Source organism: Streptomyces hamibioticus, assembly GCF_047946815.1.
Classification (GTDB): domain Bacteria; phylum Actinomycetota; class Actinomycetes; order Streptomycetales; family Streptomycetaceae; genus Streptomyces.
This window is the reverse complement of the sequence record NZ_JBKKQY010000001.1, coordinates 1,797,783-1,814,359: the sequence shown is the minus strand read 5'-3', so window position 1 is coordinate 1,814,359 and position 16,577 is coordinate 1,797,783. Positions and strand designations below refer to the sequence as shown.

Genomic DNA, 16,577 nt, shown 5'->3' with positions numbered 1-16,577 from the left:
ACGCACCCCGCTTCCGGTCGGCTCCGCCGCCCACGCCGCCCCGCCGTTTCCCGGCTGTCAGTGCCGGGTGGCAGGATCGAGACATGCCAGACGTGCTCGATGCCAGCCCCTATGACGCCCTGCTCCTGCTCTCGTTCGGCGGCCCGGAGGGCCCGGACGACGTGGTCCCCTTCCTGGAGAACGTGACACGCGGGCGCGGCATCCCCACAGAACGCCTCAAGGAAGTGGGGCAGCACTACTTCCTCTTCGGCGGGGTCAGCCCGATCAACGACCAGAACCGCGCCCTGCTGGACGCCCTCCGCAAGGACTTCTCCGAGCACGGCCTGGAGCTGCCCGTCTACTGGGGCAACCGCAACTGGGCGCCCTACCTGACGGACACCCTGCGCGAGATGGTGCAAGACGGCCGGCGCCGCATCCTCGTCCTCGCCACCAGCGCCTACGCCTCGTACTCGGGCTGCCGTCAGTACCGCGAGAACCTCGCCGACGCCCTGGCGACGCTGGACGCCGAGGGCCTGGACCTCCCGAGGATCGACAAGCTGCGGCACTACTTCAACCACCCCGGCTTCGTCGAGCCGATGACCGACGGCGTCGTGGAGTCCCTCGCCGGCCTTCCCGAGGAGGTCCGCGCGGGCGCGCACATCGCCTTCACCACGCACTCCATCCCCACCTCCGCCGCCGACACCTCCGGCCCGGCCGAGGAGCACGGCGACGGCGGGGCGTACGTCAGGCAGCACCTGGACGTGGCCCGGCTGATCGCCGACGCCGTCCGCGAGCGCACCGGCGTCGACCACCCCTGGCAGCTCGTCTACCAGTCCCGCTCCGGCGCCCCGCACATCCCCTGGCTGGAGCCCGACATCTGCGATCACCTGGAGGAGCGGCACGCCGCCGGAGCCCCGGCCGTCGTCATGGCGCCGATCGGCTTCGTCTCCGACCACATGGAGGTCCTGTACGACCTCGACACCGAGGCCAAGGCCAAGGCGGCGGAACTGGGCCTGCCGGTGCGCCGCTCGGCCACGGTGGGCGCCGACCCGCGCTTCGCCGCGGCCATCCGCGACCTGGTCCTGGAGCGCGCCGCCGACGAACGCGGGCAGGAGGTCACGCCGTGCGCCCTGGGCGCGCTCGGCGCGAGCCACAACCTCTGCCCGGCCGGCTGCTGCCCGGCCCGCACCCCCCGCCCCGCCGCCGCGGGCGCCGACAGCCCCTACGCGTGAGGAGCCCCGTGACCGCCGTGACCGACCCCCTGCACGAGGAACTGCTGGAGATCGCGCGGGAGGCCGCGCGCCGCGCCGGAGACCTGCTGCGCGACGGCCGCCCGGCCGACCTCGAGGTGGCCGCCACCAAGTCCAGTCCGATCGACGTGGTCACCGAGATGGACATCGCGGCGGAGAAGCTGATCACCGGCCTGATCGGCGACCGCCGCCCGGACGACGGCATCCTCGGCGAGGAGGGCGCCGCCACCGAGGGTACGAGCGGCGTCCGCTGGGTGATCGACCCTCTCGACGGCACGGTGAACTACCTGTACGGCCTGCCCACCTGGGCGGTCTCCATCGCCGCCGAGCACGACGGCGAGACCGTCGTCGGCGTGGTGGCGGTGCCGATGCGCGGTGAGACGTACCGGGCGGTCCGGGGCGCCGGCGCCTGGGCGACGGGTTCCTGGGACGGCGACCGAAGGCTCGCGTGCCGCCCCTCGCCGCCCCTGGACCAGGCCCTGATCTCCACCGGCTTCAACTACGTCGCCGAGGTCCGCGCCCGCCAGGCCGACGTCGCCCGGCGGCTGATCCCGCTGGTGCGCGACATCCGGCGGGGCGGCTCGGCCGCGATCGACCTGTGCGACGTGGCCGCGGGCCGCCTGGACGGCTACTACGAGCGCGGGCTGCACCCGTGGGACATGGCCGCGGGCGACCTGATCGCCCGCGAGGCGGGCGCGCGCACCGGTGGACGCCCCGGAGAGCGCCCGTCGGGCGAGCTGGCGATCGCGGCCTCACCGGGCGTCTTCGAACCCCTCCAGCGCCTCCTGGAGGACGCCGGCGCCCTGCGGGACTGACGGGCGGCGTGCCCGGCGGCCCCGTGCCGCCAAGGGGACACCAGCACCCACGGCCCCGACGCGCCCCCGGAGGCGGACGAGCCGACGTACGAGCCGACGTACGAACCGACAAAGAAGCTGCCCCGGCGCTGGATCTCGCCGGGGCAGCTCTGGATGGTTCGTTCGCGGGTGGGTCAGACGCTGGTCGTGCCCACCTCGACACCGTGCTCGGCGGCGAGGCGGCGAAGGTCGTCCAGTTCGCCGAGTTCCACCTCGACGAGGAAGTCGTCGCCCTCGTCACGGGCCCGCGACAGGTCGGACTCGGTCGCCCTTATGCGCTGCAGAAGTCCTGCGGTGAAAGCGTCCATGCTGCGCCCCCTCGTCCTGGGTCGTGGGTCGGTGGCACGGGGGTGTGCCGTTCGCAAGGGGCGATCACGTCTCCCGGAGGGTGCCCGGCGCACCGCGCTGCCGGGCGGCGACGGTGCCGGACACCCCCGCCCGCCATGCGGGAAGCGGACCGCTGCGCACCGCTGGTCGTGCGGTACGGCAGAGCGTGATCGCGGGGTGTAAAGCCGTCCTCCCCCAGCTCCCTTCCGCGGAAACCTCAACCGCACGAGAAAATCCCGCATTCCCGGTCCACGGTCCGGCTTCCGCCCCGGTCCCCCGCCTTACAGCCGACTTATGGCCGAAAAGGGCAGGATGGAGGCAACACACCCACCCGACCCCTGCCCGTGCGCGCCCGGAGCGGCGCCTGCGCGGGTGGACACAGGAAGGACATGCGACGTGCGCGTACTCGTCGTCGAGGACGAGCAACTGCTCGCCGATGCGGTGGCCACCGGACTGCGCCGGGAGGCCATGGCCGTCGACGTCGTGTACGACGGTGCGGCCGCCCTGGAGCGCATCGGCGTCAACGACTACGACGTGGTCGTCCTCGACCGCGACCTCCCGCTCGTGCACGGCGACGATGTCTGCCGCAAGATCGTCGAACTCGGCATGCCCACGCGCGTGCTGATGCTCACGGCGTCCGGCGACGTCAGCGACCGCGTCGAGGGTCTGGAGATCGGCGCCGACGACTATCTGCCCAAGCCCTTCGCGTTCAGCGAGCTGATCGCGCGCGTACGCGCCCTGGGCCGGCGCACCAGCGTGCCGCTGCCGCCCGTCCTGGAGCGCGCCGGGATCAAGCTGGACCCCAATCGCCGCGAGGTGTTCCGCGACGGCAAGGAGGTGCAGCTGGCGCCCAAGGAGTTCGCCGTGCTGGAGGTGCTGATGCGCAGCGAGGGCGCGGTCGTCTCGGCGGAGCAGCTGCTGGAGAAGGCGTGGGACGAGAACACCGACCCGTTCACCAACGTGGTCCGGGTGACCGTCATGACGCTGCGCCGCAAGCTGGGCGAGCCGCCCGTGATCGTCACGGTTCCCGGCTCCGGTTACCGGATCTGATCGCCCATGGCAGCGACACCGGCCCCGGCGCCTCCCCAGACGCCCCCGAAGCCCACGTGGGACCCGCGTCAGGCGGCGCCGTTCCCGTGGCTGCGGCCCACCATCCGGATACGGCTCACGCTGCTGTACGGCGGCATGTTCCTGATCGCGGGCATCCTGCTGCTGTCGATCATCTACCTGTTCGCCGCCAGCGCGCTCAACGTCGGCGGCGAGCTGCCGTTCAAGATCGTGTCCGGTGGTGTGTCCAGCGAGGTGTGCGACCTCCGCACGTCCCAGCTGCCTGCGAACGAGCTCAACCAGGCGCTCAACGAGTGCGTCAACGAGCAGCGCCAGCACGCCCTCGACAACCTGCTCAGCCGCTCCCTGCTGGCCCTCCTGGGCCTCGCCGTGATCGCCTTCGCCTTCGGTTACGCCATGGCCGGCCGGGTCCTGTCGCCGCTGGGCCGGATCACCCGCACCGCCCGCGCGGTGGCCGGCTCCGACCTGTCCCGCCGGATCGAGCTGGACGGCCCTGACGACGAGCTGAAGGAGCTGGCGGACACGTTCGACGACATGCTGGAGCGGCTGCAGCGCGCCTTCACCGCCCAGCAGCGCTTCGTCGGCAACGCCTCGCACGAGCTGCGTACCCCGCTGGCGATCAACCGCACCCTCCTCGAGGTCCACCTGTCGGACCCGAACGCCCCGGTGGAGCTCCAGCAGCTCGGCAAGACGCTGCTGGCCACCAACGAGCGCAGCGAGCAACTCGTCGAGGGGCTGCTGCTGCTCGCCCGCAGCGACAACCAGATCGTCGAGCGCAAGCCGGTGGACCTGGCGGAGGTCGCCACCCAGGCCATCGACCAGGTGCACGCCGAGGCGCAGGCCAAGGGCGTGGCGATCCGCGGCGAGCGCAAGCCGAGCGTCGTGCAGGGCAACGGCGTGCTGCTGGAGCGCATCGCGCTGAACCTGGTGCAGAACGCCGTGCGGTACAACGTCGCCGAGGAGGGCTGGGTCGAGGTCACCACGGAGGTCCAGCACGGCCAGGCGGTCCTGGTCGTGACCAACACGGGCCCGGTGGTGCCGGCGTACGAGATCGACAACCTCTTCGAGCCGTTCCGCAGGCTGCGCACGGAGCGCACCGGCAGCGACAAGGGCGTCGGCCTCGGCCTGTCCATCGCCCGTTCCGTGGCCCGGGCGCACGGCGGCCACATCTACGCCCAGCCGCGCGAAGGGGGTGGGCTCATGATGCGGGTGACCCTGCCGATCTGAGATCATGGCGCCGATCACTTCGCCGCCCTCGGGAATGTTCGCTTTGAGCGTAATTTCCTGGCCGTCGGCCTTTCTCGTCAGTGTGTGATCGATCACAGCGACACTTTTCCGGCCATATACGCTCCGTGATCATGCACCCTGTCGGAAAGTCGGGATAATCCTGGTTTTCAGGTGTCCTGATCACGGGAAGTACACGGTGAGGCGCCTTTGAGGAGCGGCAATCGGACCGTGTACGGTCCCCTTCGCCATCCAAGCCGATCACTCATGAGGAGTCCGGTTGGGTGTCGATTGAGTAACAGACCTTGATGTGAGGCAAAATCTCCGCCTCGGGTCGGGCACAAGTCCGGCCTCTCACGCGTTACGTGCGCTGGAGACACCGCAGACACCCAGAGGGGGAGAGCGACATGGCAACCGATTACGACACTCCACGCAAGACCGACGACGACGTCGACTCGGACAGCCTCGAAGAACTGAAGGCCCGGCGGAACGACAAGTCGGCCTCGGCCGTCGACGTCGACGAATTCGAGGCCGCCGAGGGCCTCGAGCTTCCCGGCGCCGACCTGTCGAACGAGGAACTGGCCGTCCGTGTACTTCCGAAGCAGCAGGACGAGTTCACCTGCATGAGCTGCTTCCTGGTGCACCACCGCAGTCAGCTGGCCCGGGAGAAGAACGGCCAGCCGATCTGCCGCGACTGCGACTGAGGCGGGGTCGGCCGTGACTGGCTCGACCCCTCCTTGGAAGCGCCGCTTCTCCAAGCGGGGAGCGGACCAAGGGCCGTCCGACGGCCCGCACCGCGCGCGTGACGACGAGCGGGGCCCGACCGATCCGGGAGGGGCCTCGCTCGAACCGGCTCCCGGCCCGGGCGGCCGGAGTGACCTCCCGGCCCCCGCGACGGCCCCGGCCCCCGCTGCCCGGCGCCGGGCAGCGGTGTTCCGGGAGAGGGCCGGCGGCGGCATCCGCAAGGGCGGCGACCGTGCCAGGGCGGCCCTGGCGCATCTCGCCGACCGGATCATCGACATCACCCCGCGGGTCCCCGTGCGGGACCTGGCGACGCTCCGCAGGCAGTTCCCGGGCCTCGGCCCCGAGGAGCTGGCCGACCGGCTGGTGGCCGGTGCCGCCAAGGGCACGGCGACGGTCGGAGCGGGGATCGGAGCGGCGGCGATGCTGCCCGTGCCGCCGGCCATGCCCGCGGAACTGGCCGCGGAGGTCACCGGCGTCGCGGCGATCGAGCTCAAGCTGATCGCCGAGCTGCACGAGGTCTACGGCCTGCGGCCACCGGGCACGCTCGCCCAGCGCAGTACCGCGTACCTGAACTCCTGGTCGGACGAGCGCGGCATCGACGTGGCCAAGCCGTCGTCCCTCGGCGCGGCGATGAACGGCCACATGAAGCGCCAGCTGCGGCAGCAGATCATGAAGCGGATGGTGCGCAACCTGCCGAACCTGATGCCGTTCATGGTGGGAGCCGCCGTGGGCGCCGTCATGAACCGCCGCGACACCAGGAAGCTCGCCACTCGCATCCGGCAGGACCTGCGCAAGCGGCAGGTGCCGTGGGACGCGCTGCCGGATCTGCCCGCCCTGGAGACCCCGGCCGACGCCCTGGACATGGGCGAGGCCACGAAGCGGCTCGGGCACCGCAGAGGACGCGACGAGCGCTGACCGCCCTCGGCGGGATGCTCGCCGCCTCCGCTCTCCGGAGGCGGCCGACGATTCCCCGGACCGGCGGCGCGGCACCGGGTACCCGGCCCGACCGCCACGAGGACCGGCCGGGAACGGGCGATGACCGGCAGTGACCTGCCATGACCGGCCCGTGCGCCAACCGGGAACCGTCCGGAACCGTCCGGAACCGTCCGGAACCGGCCGACCAGGACCGGCCCCGTGGGTCAGCCACTCCCGCGCCCCCAGAGACGGCTTGCCGCGTACCTCTCGCTGCCTGCCGCGTGCCCCTCCCGGCGCCCTGGACGTCGCCGCCCGCGCCCCGTAACGGCAGGCCGGGCGCACCACCGCGCCCCGTACAACGTCCGGCAGGGACCCCTGCCCGGCACGCGACCCCCGGCAGGGCCCCTCCGTCGCGCCTAGGCAGTCCTCGCCGCCCGCAGCGCCTCCGCCAGGCGCTCCGGCTCCCGGGTCGACAGGTACAGGTACGGCGTCGGGTCCTGCGGGTCGACGACCTCGACCCGCAGGGCGGTCGGGATGTAGGCGCGCAGCAGCAGGAAGGCGCGGGTGTCGGCCTTGTGCGTACGCCACGCACGGGCCTCCTCCGCGTCCAGCACCTCCGCCTCGCCCAGCGCCGCCACCGGGATCCTCGCGTCGCCCGCGATCAGCGCGTCCCCCACCACGCGGATGCGGACCGAGCCGTACGAACTGGCGGCGACCGCCGCCACCGCCGTCCCGCCGGCCAGGCCGCCGAGCATCGGCAGCGTGCCGAAGGGCAGCAGGATCAGGGCCGCCGCGAGTCCCACCAGAAGGGAACCGAACCACCAGGAGCGGGGAGCGGTGAGGCGTTCTTCGTACGGGGTGGCGGAGAGCTGCATGGAGCCAAGCTTGGCACGGTGCCCGCAGGATGCCGACGCGCGGGTAAGGTCTGCGCCTGTGAGTGGTACTTCCGCAGCCCTTCAGCCCCCAGCCGACGCGGTCCGTCCCGTGCGGCACCCCGACGCGCCCGCCCCCGGCGAGCTGCTCGGCGCCCACTACGGCCGGTGCTTCGGCTGCGGTGACGACCAGCTCCACGGACTGCACCTCCAGGCGCGGGCCGGCGAAGGAGTGTCGATCACCGCCGAGTTCACCGTGCAGCCCGCCCACCAGGGCGCCCCCGGCCTCGCGCACGGCGGCGTGCTGGCCACCGCACTGGACGAGACCCTCGGCTCGCTGAACTGGCTACTGCGGACGATCGCCGTCACCGGACGGCTGGAGACCGACTTCCTGCGGCCCGTCCCCGTGGGCACCACCCTGCACCTGGCGGCCGAGGTGACCGCGGTCGCCGGACGCAAGATCTACTCCACCGCCACCGGCCGGATCGGCGGCCCCGACGGCCCCGTAGCCGTCCGCGCCGACGCCCTCTTCATCGAGGTCAAGGTCGAGCACTTCGTCAGCCACGGCCGCGAGGAGGAGATCCGCGCCGCCATGGACGACCCGGACCAGATCCGCCGTGCCCGCGCCTTCGAGGTGAACCCGTGAGCCGCGCTCCCCTCGACCTCCTGCTCCGGCGCATCGACCCCGACGTACCCCTTCCGACGTACGCGCACCCCGGCGACGCGGGCGCGGACCTGCGCACCACGGTCGCCTGCGAACTCGGCCCCGGCGAGCGGGCCGTTCTGCCCACGGGCGTGTCTGTGGCGCTCCCGGAGGGGTACGCGGCCTTCGTGCACCCGCGCTCCGGTCTCGCCGCCCGCTGCGGTGTCGCTCTCGTGAATGCCCCAGGGACGATTGATGCCGGGTACCGTGGGGAGATCAAGGTGATCGTGGTGAATCTCGACCCGCGCGAGGCCGTGCGGTTCGAGCGCTTCGACCGGATCGCCCAACTGGTCGTCCAGCAGGTCGAGAGGGTCCGCTTCCGCGAGGTCGCGGAGCTTCCCGACTCGGCACGGGCCGAGGGGGGCTTCGGGTCCACCGGCGGCCACGCCGGGACGGACCCTGCAAGCGGCACAAGCGGTCAGGTCGCCGACGGCGGCCCGACGGGTGGGAATCGATACGCTTCGGTCGTATCCGACCGGGAAGGACAGTGACGTGTTCGGACGTCGCAAGAGGAAGGGTGCCGCCGAGGACGCGGCCGGCGAGGCCGAGCAGGTCGTCGACAGCGTCGACACCGAGGCGGACGAGGAGTCCGGGCGGGTTCGGCTCGAACCCGAACCGCGCCCCGACGGGCCCTGGGACAGCACCGAGGTCCGGGACCCGGCCGAGGGCCGGGTGGACCTGGGCGGCATGTTCGTGCCGGGTGTCGACGGGATGGAACTGCGGGTCGAGGTCGCGGGCGACGCGATCGTCGCGGCGACCGTCGTGCTGCGCGACAGCGCCATCCAGCTCCAGGCCTTCGCCGCGCCCAAGCGTGAGGGCATCTGGTCCGAGGTGCGCGAGGAGATCGCGTCCGGCATCACCCAGCAGGGTGGCATCATCGACGAGGTCGAAGGGCCGCTGGGCTGGGAGCTGCGCGCCCAGGTGCCGGTGCAGCTGCCGGACGGCACGGGCGGCTTCCAGGTCGTGCGCTTCGTCGGGGTCGACGGCCCCCGCTGGTTCCTGCGCGGGGTGATCTCCGGCCAGGGCGCGGTGCAGCCGGAGGCGGCCGGTCTGCTGGAGCAGATCTTCCGGGACACGGTCGTGGTCCGCGGCGAGGGGCCGATGGCGCCCCGCGACCCGATCGTCCTGAAGCTGCCGAACGACGCGCAGATGGTCCCCGAGAGCGTCCAGCAGGAGGAGGGCTCCCGCTTCTCCGGCGGCATGACCCGACTCCAGCGCGGCCCGGAGACCACCGAGGTCCGGTAACGGCTGTACCACCGCAGCCGTACGACCGGACGACGACCGTACGCGTACGGTCGAGAGAAGGGCCGGGCCCCGCACCAGGGGCACGGCCCTTTTGTCATGCGCGGAACCGGGCCGGGCCCCGCCCCGGGCATGGCGTGGCTCTGCGCTCCGCACCGACCGCGCCACCCGGCGAAGCCCTGCCGGACGTCCCGCCGGACCGTTGATCGACCGGCCGTCCGGTGGGGATACTGACGCCCGGTTCCGGCGGGGGAGGGCGTATGCCAGAGGTGATCACGGAGACCATGCTGCGCGTCGAGGACGTGCACAGGTCCTACGGCCGCGGCGAGGCCGCCGTCCACGCGCTGCGCGGTGTCTCCTTCGAGGTGCCCCGCGGGGAACTGGTCGCCCTCAAGGGCCGCTCGGGGTCGGGCAAGACCACGCTCCTGAACGTCGTCGGCGGCCTGGACACCCCGGACGCCGGGCGCGTCGTGATCGACGGCGTGGAGCTGGCCGGGCTGGACGAGGACGGGCTGCTGGCGCTGCGGCGCGACCGGATCGGCTTCGTCTTCCAGTCCTTCGGGCTCATCCCGATCCTCACCGCCGCCGAGAACGTGGGCGTACCGCTGCGGTTGCGCCGGGCGGAGCCGCGCGAGCGCGAGGAGCGCGTCGGCCTGCTGCTGTCCCTGGTCGGCCTCGCCGGCCACGCCGCCCAGCGGCCCGGCGAGCTGTCGGGCGGCCAGCAGCAGCGGGTCGCCTTCGCCCGCGCCCTCGCCAACAACCCCGCGCTGCTCATCGCCGACGAGCCGACCGGCCAGCTGGACGCGGAGACCGGGCACGCGGTGATGGAGCTGCTGCGGGCCGTCGTCCGCGGCGAGCAGGTCACCGCCCTGGTCGCCACGCACGACGCGACCCTGCTCGACCTGGCCGACCGGGTGCTGGAACTGCGCGACGGGCAGATCGTCGAGCAGTGACCGCGAGCGGCGTCAGAGTTGCGTCAAGGACCGTACCCGGGCCGGATCCGACGCACATGTGCCGGGATTCCCGGCCGTAAGGTCGACGCTGCGAAGGCGGTGGTTGACCGGAAGACAGTGAGGCCATGGGACGCGGCAAGCTTCGGATCTACCTCGGCGCGGCGCCGGGCGTGGGCAAGACCTACGCCATGCTCGCCGAGGCCCACCGCCGCGTCGAGCGCGGTACGGACTGCGTCGTGGCGTTCGTGGAACACCACGGCCGGCCGCGTACCGAGGCACTGCTGCGCGGCCTGGAGCAGGTGCCGCGCCGGGAGCGGGAGTACCGCGGGGCGGTCCTCACCGAGATGGACCTGGACGCGGTGATGGCCCGCCGCCCCAGGGTCGCGCTCGTCGACGAACTCGCCCACACCAACGTCTCCGGCACCCGCAACGCCAAGCGCTGGCAGGACGTGGAGGAACTGCTGGCCGCCGGGATCGAGGTGATCTCGACCGTCGACATCCAGCACGTGGAGTCGCTCGGTGACGTCGTGGAGTCGATCACGGGCGTACGGCAGCGGGAGACCGTGCCGGACGAGGTGGTCCGGCGCGCGGACCAGATCGAACTGGTGGACATGTCCCCGCAGGCCCTGCGACGGCGTATGGCGCACGGCAACATCTACCGGCCGGACAAGATCGACGCGGCGCTGTCGAACCACTTCCGCCCCGGCAACCTCACGGCCCTGCGTGAGCTGGCGCTGCTGTGGGTGGCGGACCGGGTCGACGAACACCTGAAGCGGTACCGCAGTGAGCACCGGGTGTCACGGATCTGGGGCTCGCGGGAGCGGATCGTCGTCGGACTGACCGGCGGCCCCGAGGGCCGCACCCTGATACGCCGGGCCGCCCGGCTCGCCGAGAAGGGCGCCGGCGGCGAGGTGCTCGCCGTCTACATCGCCCGCAGCGACGGACTGACGTCCGCCTCCCCGAAGGAACTCGCGGTGCAGCGCACCCTGGTGGAGGACCTCGGAGGCACCTTCCACCACGTCCTCGGCGACGACATACCTGCCGCGCTGCTGGACTTCGCGCGCGGCGTCAACGCCACCCAGGTCGTCCTCGGCACCTCCCGCCGCAAGACCTGGCAGTACGTCTTCGGCCCCGGCGTCGGCGCCACCGTGGCCCGCGAGTCGGGTCCCGACCTCGACGTGCACATCGTCACCCATGAAGAGGCCGCCAAGGGACGCGGACTGCCCGTCTCCCGGAGCACCCGGCTGGGGCCGGCGCGGATCGCCGCCGGCTGGATCACGGGCCTGGCCGGCCCGCTGCTGCTGACCCTGGTGCTGAACAGCGTCCACCTCGGGCTCGCCAACGACGTGTTGCTCTACCTGACGCTCACGGTCGCCGCGGCCCTGCTCGGCGGGCTCTACCCGGCACTCGCCTCCGCCGCCGTCGGCTCCCTGCTGCTGAACTGGTTCTTCACCCCGCCGCTCGACCGCATCACGATCTCCGACCCCAGGAACATGCCGGCGCTGGCGATCTTCGTGGGCGTCGCGGTCTCCGTCGCCTCCGTCGTCGACGTCGCGGCCCGCCGCACCCACCAGGCGGCCCGGCTGCGCGCCGAGTCGGAGATCCTCTCCTTCCTGGCCGGCGACGTGCTGCGCGGCGAGACCAGCCTGGAGGCGCTGCTGGAACGGGTGCGCGAGACGTTCGGCATGGAGTCGGCCGCCCTGCTGGAGCGGGCGGACGACGTCGCGCCCTGGAGCTGCGCCGGACGCTCGGGCACCGGCCCGCCGGTGCGGCGGCCGGAGGACGCCGATGTGGACGTGCCGGTCGGGGACCACATGGCGCTCGCGCTGGCCGGCCGGGTGCTGCCCGCCGAGGACCGCCGGGTGCTGGCCGCGTTCGCCGCCCAGGCCGCCGTCGTGCTGGACCGCCGGCGGTTGCGCGAGGAGGCCGACCGGGCCCGCGCGCTGGCCGAGGGCAACCGCATCCGCACGGCCCTGCTCGCCGCCGTCAGCCACGATCTGCGCACCCCGCTGGCCGGGATCAAGGCCGCGGTCACCAGCCTCCGCTCCGACGACGTGGACTGGTCCGAGCAGGACCGGGCGGAGCTGCTGGAGGGCATCGAGGAGGGCGCGGACCGGCTCGACCACCTGGTCGGCAACCTGCTCGACATGTCCCGGCTGCAGACCGGCACGGTCACGCCGCTGATCCGCGGGATCGACCTCGACGAGGTGGTGCCGATGGCGCTCGGCGGGGTGCCCGAGGCGGGCGTGGAGCTGGACGTCCCCGAGTCGCTGCCCATGGTCGCCGTGGACGCGGGGCTCCTGGAGCGGTCGATGGCCAACCTGGTGGAGAACGCCGTCAAGTACAGTCCCCCCGGCGAGCGCGTCCTGGTCGCCGCCAGCGCCCTCGCCGACCGGGTCGAGGTGCGGGTCGTGGACCGGGGGCCGGGCGTGCCGGACGGGGTCAAGGACCGCATCTTCGAACCCTTCCAGCGCTACGGCGACGCCCCGCGCGGCTCCGGCGTCGGCCTCGGCCTGGCCGTCGCGCGCGGGTTCGCCGAGGCCATGGGCGGCACCCTGGAGGCCGAGGACACGCCCGGTGGCGGGCCTCACCATGGTCCTCACCCTCCGCGCCGCGGGAGCGCCCGCGCCGCCGCGCCAAGCCACGACAGCGGAGCCGCACCGCTCCACGACAGCGGAGCCGCATCGTTCCACGACAGCGGAGCCGCATCGTTCCACGACAGCGGAGCCGCATCGTTCCACGACAGCGGAGCCGCATCGTTCCACGACAGCGGAGCCGCATCGTTCCACGACAGCGGAGCCGCATCGTTCCACGACAGCGGAGCCGCATCGTTCCACCACAGCAGAAAGGCAGGCTGCCCGATGACCCGGGTGCTCGTGATCGACGACGAGCCGCAGATCGTGCGCGCCCTCGTGATCAACCTCAAGGCACGCCACTACGAGGTCGACGCCGCGCACGACGGCGCCACCGCCCTCCGGCTGGCCGTGGCCCGTCACCCCGACGTGGTGGTGCTCGACCTGGGCCTGCCCGACATGGACGGCATCGAGGTGATCAAGGGTCTGCGCGGCTGGACCCGGGTGCCGATCCTGGTGCTGTCCGCCCGGCACTCCTCCGACGAGAAGGTCCAGGCGCTGGACGCGGGCGCCGACGACTACGTCACCAAGCCCTTCGGCATGGACGAGCTGCTGGCCCGGCTGCGGGCGGCCGTCCGCCGGGCCGAGCCGGTGCCCGGCGGCGAGGAGGACGCTCTCGTGGAGACCGCGGACTTCACCGTCGACCTGGCCGCGAAGAAGGTCAACCGGGGCGGGAAGGACGTCCGGCTGACCCCCACCGAGTGGCATCTGCTGGAGGTGCTGGTGCGCAACACCGGCCGCCTGGTCGGCCAGAAGCAGCTGCTCCAGGAGGTGTGGGGCCCCTCGTACGGCACGGAGACCAACTACCTGCGGGTCTACATGGCCCAGCTGCGCCGCAAACTGGAGGCGGACCCGTCGCATCCCCGGCATTTCCTCACGGAGCCCGGAATGGGTTACCGGTTCGAGAAGTGACCCTTGCGATACCGGTCCCGAGGGGGTGCCTGACGATCGGTGCACCCCGGTACGCTTCACATATGAGTGGTGTCCCTCGTTCCGGCAAGCCGGCGGGCCGGTTCCGGCGCATGTTCGACCGGCTCTCCTCCTCCCAGGAGGATCTGGAGTCCGAGGAACTGCGGGAGGACGCCGACACCGCCGGCTGCACCCGCATCTGCGACTGTCAGGACCGGCAGATCGTCTCGGTTACTGGTACCTTGCGCACCGTCACCCTGCGTCCGCGCGCGGGCGTGCCCGCCCTGGAGGCCGAGCTGTTCGACGGCTCCGCCGCCTTGGACGTGGTGTGGCTGGGCAGGCGCTCCATCGTGGGCATAGAGCCGGGGCGCAGGCTCATCGCATCCGGCCGGATCTCGATGAGCCAGGGCCGCCGGGTGCTGTTCAACCCCAAGTACGAACTACGACCCCTCGGACGGGAGTAGCCGGTGACGTCCCTCGACAAGCCGACCGAAGAGACGAAAGCGGACGACTCGCGGGCGGTGACGGAGGCCGCCCTCTTCGAAGCCTTCGGCGGCGTGCGGGGCATGATCGAGACGGTCCTGCCGGGCCTGCTCTTCGTCACGATCTACACGATCAACAGCGACCTCCACCTGTCGGCGATCGCGGCGCTGGCCGTCTCGCTGGTGCTGGTGGTGGTCCGGCTGGTGATGAAGGACACCGTCAAGCACGCATTCAGCGGCGTCTTCGGTGTCGCCTTCGGTGTCGTCTTCGCGATGATGACCGACAACGCCAAGAACTTCTATCTCCCCGGCATGCTCTACACGCTGGGCCTCGGACTGGCGTACATCATCACCACGCTGGCCGGAGTGCCGCTGATCGGCCTGATCCTCGGCCCGGTCTTCAAGGAGAACCTCTCCTGGCGCACCCGCAACCCGGGCCGCAAGAAGGCGTACGCCAAGGCCAGCTACGCCTGGGGCGCGATCCTGCTCGCCAAGTGCGCGATCCTCTTCCCCCTGTACTGGTGGGCGGACACCGAGCAGCTCGGCTGGGTCCTGGTCACCCTGAAGATCCCGCCGTTCCTGCTCGCCGTCTGGCTGACCTGGCTGTTCCTGGCCAAGGCGCCCGCCCCGATCGACGTGTTCGCGGAGATGGAGGCGGCGGAGAAGGCGGAGAAGGAGCGGGAGGAGACGGAGCGGCGGCGCACCGCGGAGATCTTCGGCGAGGTCATGGAACCCGCCGTGGACGACACGCTCCGCCGCCTCACGGACGGCGAGGACGACGCGGCGGACTCCCACGGCGGCAGGCACCGCAAGGCGTGAGGACGGTGCGCGTGAGGACGGTGCGCGTGACGGCGGTGCGGTGACGGCCGTACGGCCATGAGTCCCGGCGCATGACATCCGATACGCATGACGTCCCGTACGACGGTGGGGGCGCCCCGGGATCCCGGGGCGCCCCCACCGTCGTACGGGACGTGCGGCGATCAGCTCCCGGCGGTGTCCCGGCGGGCCGACAGCAGGTCCTCCAGCTGCTCCTCGCGGGCCTGGGCCGCGACGAAGAGCAGTTCGTCGCCCGCCTCCAGGGAGTCCTCCGGGGTCGGCGCCAGGACCCGGGTGCCGCGGATGATGGTGACCAGCGAGGTGTCCCGCGGCCAGTCGACGTCGCCGACCTGGGTGCCGGCCAGCGCCGACTCCTCCGGCAGCGTCAGCTCCACGAGGTTGGCGTCGCCGTGGCTGAAGCGCAGCAGCCGGACCAGGTCGCCGACGCTCACCGCCTCCTCGACCAGGGCCGACATCAGACGCGGGGTGGAGACGGCGACGTCCACGCCCCAGGCCTCGTTGAACAGCCACTCGTTCTTGGGGTTGTTCACCCGGGCCACGACGCGCGGAACGCCGTACTCGGTCTTGGCCAGCAGGGAGACCACCAGGTTGACCTTGTCGTCGCCCGTCGCGGCGATCACCACGTTGCAGCGCTGGAGCGCCGCCTCGTCCAGGGACGTGATCTCGCAGGCGTCGGCGAGCAGCCACTCCGCCTGCGGGACGCGCTCGACCGAGATGGCGGTCGGTGCCTTGTCGATGAGCAGCACCTCGTGCCCGTTCTCCAGCAGCTCGCCCGCGATCGAGCGGCCGACCGCACCGGCTCCGGCAATGGCGACCCTCATCAGTGACCGCCCTCCTCTTCGGGACCCTTGGCGAACGCCGCCTCGACCTTGTCGACCTCGTCGACCCGCATCATCACGTGCACCAGGTCGCCTTCCTGCAGCACCGTCTGCGAGGTCGGCAGGATCGCCTCCCCGAGCCGGGTCAGGAACGCCACCCGCACGCCGGTCTCCTCCTGGAGCCGGCTGATCTTGTGACCGACCCAGGAGGCCGCCGTGTGGACCTCGGCGAGCTGGACGCCGCCGGTGGGGTCGCGCCACAGCGGCTCGGCACCCGAGGGCAGCAGGCGGCGCAGCATCTGGTCGGCCGTCCAGCGGACGGTCGCGACGGTGGGGATGCCGAGCCGCTGGTAGACCTCGGCGCGGCGGGGGTCGTAGATCCGGGCGGCCACGTTCTCCACGCCGAACATCTCGCGGGCCACGCGCGCGGCGATGATGTTGGAGTTGTCACCGCTGGAGACGGCGGCGAAGGCGCCGGCCTCCTCGACGCCCGCCTCCCGCAGCGTGTCCTGGTCGAAGCCGATGCCGGTGACCCGGCGACCGCCGAACGAGGAGCCCAGGCGGCGGAAGGCGGTCGGGTCCTGGTCGATCACGGCGACCGTGTGACCCTGCTGTTCCAGGGTCTGGGCGAGAGCGGACCCCACTCGTCCGCAACCCATGATGACAATATGCATCGCGTCACACCGCGCTTCCCACAGACCCGCTGACCTTCGTGAATCTCGTGCTCATGTCTCTCTCTCGGCTCGCCGGACCGCAACCGCGGTCCC

At 72.2% G+C, this 16,577-nt stretch carries 17 protein-coding genes and 1 pseudogene; 14 read left to right on the top strand and 4 right to left on the bottom strand.

What is annotated here, in order from left to right; genetic code table 11:
- Positions 1 to 83 precede the first annotated feature (83 nt).
- Complete coding sequence (locus ACLGIH_RS08125) at positions 84 to 1,211, top strand: ferrochelatase (RefSeq protein ID WP_416524551.1); 1,128 nt, start codon at positions 84 to 86, stop codon at positions 1,209 to 1,211.
- 17 nt (positions 1,212 to 1,228) lie between these two features.
- The gene (locus ACLGIH_RS08120; RefSeq protein WP_416529314.1) at positions 1,229 to 2,044 is read left to right on the top strand and encodes an inositol monophosphatase family protein; all 816 of its coding nucleotides are present in this window, start codon (positions 1,229 to 1,231) and stop codon (positions 2,042 to 2,044) included.
- 173 nt (positions 2,045 to 2,217) lie between these two features.
- Here the strand turns inward: ACLGIH_RS08120 and ACLGIH_RS08115 are convergent, their stop codons facing one another.
- On the bottom strand, positions 2,218 to 2,391 hold the full coding sequence (locus tag ACLGIH_RS08115) for a hypothetical protein (RefSeq protein WP_416524550.1): 174 nt from the start codon (positions 2,389 to 2,391) through the stop codon (positions 2,218 to 2,220).
- Positions 2,392 to 2,806: 415 nt separating this feature from the next.
- On the opposite strand from ACLGIH_RS08115, the gene ACLGIH_RS08110 reads away from it, so the two are divergent.
- From ACLGIH_RS08110 to ACLGIH_RS08095, 4 genes are all read left to right on the top strand, one after another.
- Positions 2,807 to 3,460 (top strand): response regulator transcription factor, encoded by a 654-nt coding sequence (locus ACLGIH_RS08110; protein WP_003993508.1) that lies wholly within the window; start codon positions 2,807 to 2,809, stop codon positions 3,458 to 3,460.
- Between the two features lie 6 nt (positions 3,461 to 3,466).
- Positions 3,467 to 4,705: a sensor histidine kinase gene (locus ACLGIH_RS08105; RefSeq protein WP_416524549.1), complete on the top strand. Its 1,239-nt coding sequence runs from the start codon at positions 3,467 to 3,469 to the stop codon at positions 4,703 to 4,705.
- A gap of 404 nt (positions 4,706 to 5,109) precedes the next feature.
- The gene (locus ACLGIH_RS08100) at positions 5,110 to 5,406 is read left to right on the top strand and encodes a DUF4193 domain-containing protein (protein WP_003993510.1); all 297 of its coding nucleotides are present in this window, start codon (positions 5,110 to 5,112) and stop codon (positions 5,404 to 5,406) included.
- A 13-nt stretch (positions 5,407 to 5,419) separates the two neighbouring features.
- The gene (locus ACLGIH_RS08095) at positions 5,420 to 6,361 is read left to right on the top strand and encodes a hypothetical protein (RefSeq protein WP_416524548.1); all 942 of its coding nucleotides are present in this window, start codon (positions 5,420 to 5,422) and stop codon (positions 6,359 to 6,361) included.
- Positions 6,362 to 6,777: 416 nt separating this feature from the next.
- Here ACLGIH_RS08095 and ACLGIH_RS08090 read toward each other — a convergent pair whose 3' ends face one another.
- Positions 6,778 to 7,236, bottom strand: a complete 459-nt coding sequence (locus ACLGIH_RS08090) for a DUF3093 domain-containing protein (RefSeq protein ID WP_416524547.1) — start codon at positions 7,234 to 7,236, stop codon at positions 6,778 to 6,780.
- 58 nt (positions 7,237 to 7,294) lie between these two features.
- Between ACLGIH_RS08090 and ACLGIH_RS08085 the strand changes: the two genes are divergently transcribed.
- The 8 genes and pseudogenes from ACLGIH_RS08085 (at position 7,295) to ACLGIH_RS08050 (ending at position 14,974) form a co-directional block, all read left to right on the top strand.
- A complete protein-coding gene (locus ACLGIH_RS08085) occupies positions 7,295 to 7,879 on the top strand; it encodes a PaaI family thioesterase (RefSeq protein WP_416524546.1) in 585 nt (194 codons plus the stop codon).
- The gene (gene dut / locus ACLGIH_RS08080) at positions 7,876 to 8,427 is read left to right on the top strand and encodes a dUTP diphosphatase (RefSeq protein ID WP_416524545.1); all 552 of its coding nucleotides are present in this window, start codon (positions 7,876 to 7,878) and stop codon (positions 8,425 to 8,427) included. The genes ACLGIH_RS08085 and dut overlap by 4 nt, the downstream gene beginning before the upstream one ends.
- Position 8,428: 1 nt before the next feature.
- Complete coding sequence (locus tag ACLGIH_RS08075) at positions 8,429 to 9,181, top strand: DUF3710 domain-containing protein (RefSeq protein WP_416524544.1); 753 nt, start codon at positions 8,429 to 8,431, stop codon at positions 9,179 to 9,181.
- A gap of 257 nt (positions 9,182 to 9,438) precedes the next feature.
- Positions 9,439 to 10,131 (top strand): ABC transporter ATP-binding protein, encoded by a 693-nt coding sequence (locus tag ACLGIH_RS08070; protein WP_416524543.1) that lies wholly within the window; start codon positions 9,439 to 9,441, stop codon positions 10,129 to 10,131.
- 125 nt (positions 10,132 to 10,256) lie between these two features.
- Positions 10,257 to 12,804 (top strand): annotated as a pseudogene (locus tag ACLGIH_RS08065) (ATP-binding protein); the annotation flags it as partial.
- 188 nt (positions 12,805 to 12,992) lie between these two features.
- On the top strand, positions 12,993 to 13,676 hold the full coding sequence (locus ACLGIH_RS08060) for a response regulator (protein ID WP_416524542.1): 684 nt from the start codon (positions 12,993 to 12,995) through the stop codon (positions 13,674 to 13,676).
- Between the two features lie 62 nt (positions 13,677 to 13,738).
- On the top strand, positions 13,739 to 14,137 hold the full coding sequence (locus tag ACLGIH_RS08055) for an OB-fold nucleic acid binding domain-containing protein (RefSeq protein ID WP_416524541.1): 399 nt from the start codon (positions 13,739 to 13,741) through the stop codon (positions 14,135 to 14,137).
- 3 nt (positions 14,138 to 14,140) lie between these two features.
- Positions 14,141 to 14,974 carry a DUF3159 domain-containing protein gene (locus ACLGIH_RS08050; RefSeq protein ID WP_416524540.1) on the top strand — a complete coding sequence of 278 codons (834 nt, stop codon included), beginning with the start codon at positions 14,141 to 14,143 and terminating at the stop codon, positions 14,972 to 14,974.
- Positions 14,975 to 15,135: 161 nt separating this feature from the next.
- On the opposite strand, the gene ACLGIH_RS08045 is transcribed toward ACLGIH_RS08050, so the two are convergent.
- Complete coding sequence (locus ACLGIH_RS08045; protein ID WP_416524539.1) at positions 15,136 to 15,813, bottom strand: potassium channel family protein; 678 nt, start codon at positions 15,811 to 15,813, stop codon at positions 15,136 to 15,138.
- Positions 15,813 to 16,484: a potassium channel family protein gene (locus ACLGIH_RS08040; RefSeq protein WP_416524538.1), complete on the bottom strand. Its 672-nt coding sequence runs from the start codon at positions 16,482 to 16,484 to the stop codon at positions 15,813 to 15,815. Before ACLGIH_RS08040 ends, ACLGIH_RS08045 begins: the two co-directional genes overlap by 1 nt.
- Positions 16,485 to 16,577: the final 93 nt, after the last annotated feature.